Genomic DNA, 1,163 nt, shown 5'->3' with positions numbered 1-1,163 from the left:
TGTCTTGGGTCTAATGCATCTCTCAAGGCATCTCCCAATAGATTAAAACTTAAAACTGTAATTATAATCGCCAACCCTGGGAAAATAAGTAATAGAGAATTAGAAAAGCAATTCAGTTATTCTAGTTAAGATGATTTATTTAAAGGAGTAGATTTAATTTATGTCACTGAGTAAAGAGCAGCTGGTAAATAAAAAAATATCATTAAAAAAATTAATGATTCAAATTTTAAAAAGGGAATAAAAGATGCAGTACCCATAGTTGTAGGATATTTACCGATAGGGATGGCTTACGGGATGCTTGCTGTTAATAAAGGTTTAAGTCCGCTGCAGACCACGGCTATGTCTATTTTTGTTTTTGCTGGTTCAGCTCAGTTAGTTTCAATTGAGATGATATCTGCTGGTGCTGCAGTAGCAGCTATAGTAGCAATGACATTTTTGGTTAATTTGCGACATCTTCTTTTGTCGGCATCGCTTAGCCTTCATTTAAGAGGTTTACCATTTTATTATTATCCTTTTTTAGGTTTTTAGTAACTGATGAATCTTTTGCAGTTGGAATGAGTAAAATAAATGACCAGGAGAAAAAACATAGATATTTTTTCGGTCTGGGGCTAACAGCCTATTTCGGCTGGGTATCTAGTTCTGCTATTGGGGCTTTTTTAACTGAATTTATTAATTTTGGTAGTGGAGGAGCTTTAGATTTTGTTTTGCCTGCAATGTTTATAGTTTTACTGGTAATGCAGATCAGCTCAAAAAGCGAAATAATGGTAGCAGGTTTTTTCTGCTTTACTTTCAAGTTTTATTTGCTTTAACTATTAATGGTAGTTGGAATATAATTTTAGCAACAGTAATGGCAGCATTTTTAGGGGTGTATATCAGTGGGGATAATTAGTTTTATATTAATGGTTGTCAGGTATGTAGAAGACAAATTAGAGGTAATTGTAGTTCAAATGGTTAATTTGCTCCGCAATGGTGAAAAACTAAAAATGTCTAAAAGAGCAGGTAGTTTTGTTACTATGACTGAGGTAAATCAAGAAGTTGGTACAGATGCAGCCCGTTATTATTATGTAATGCGCAGCACTGACAGCCATCTTGACTTCGATTTAGAATTGGCTAAAGAAGAATCAAGCAATAATCCAGTTTATTATGTCCAGTACGCTCATGCT

The 1,163-nt window shown here is 34.1% G+C and carries 2 pseudogenes; both read left to right on the top strand.

Annotated features, from left to right (window positions below):
* Positions 1 to 282: 282 nt before the first annotated feature.
* A pseudogene (locus HSACCH_RS14235) lies at positions 283 to 809 on the top strand (AzlC family ABC transporter permease).
* 108 nt (positions 810 to 917) lie between these two features.
* Positions 918 to 1,163: pseudogene (locus HSACCH_RS00005) on the top strand (class I tRNA ligase family protein); the annotation flags it as partial.

Origin of the sequence: Halanaerobium saccharolyticum subsp. saccharolyticum DSM 6643, assembly GCF_000350165.1 — a bacterium.
In the GTDB taxonomy this organism is placed as follows: Bacteria; Bacillota; Halanaerobiia; order Halanaerobiales; family Halanaerobiaceae; genus Halanaerobium; species Halanaerobium saccharolyticum.
Note: the sequence above shows the minus strand (reverse complement) of the source record. Positions and strands in the feature narration are given on the sequence as shown.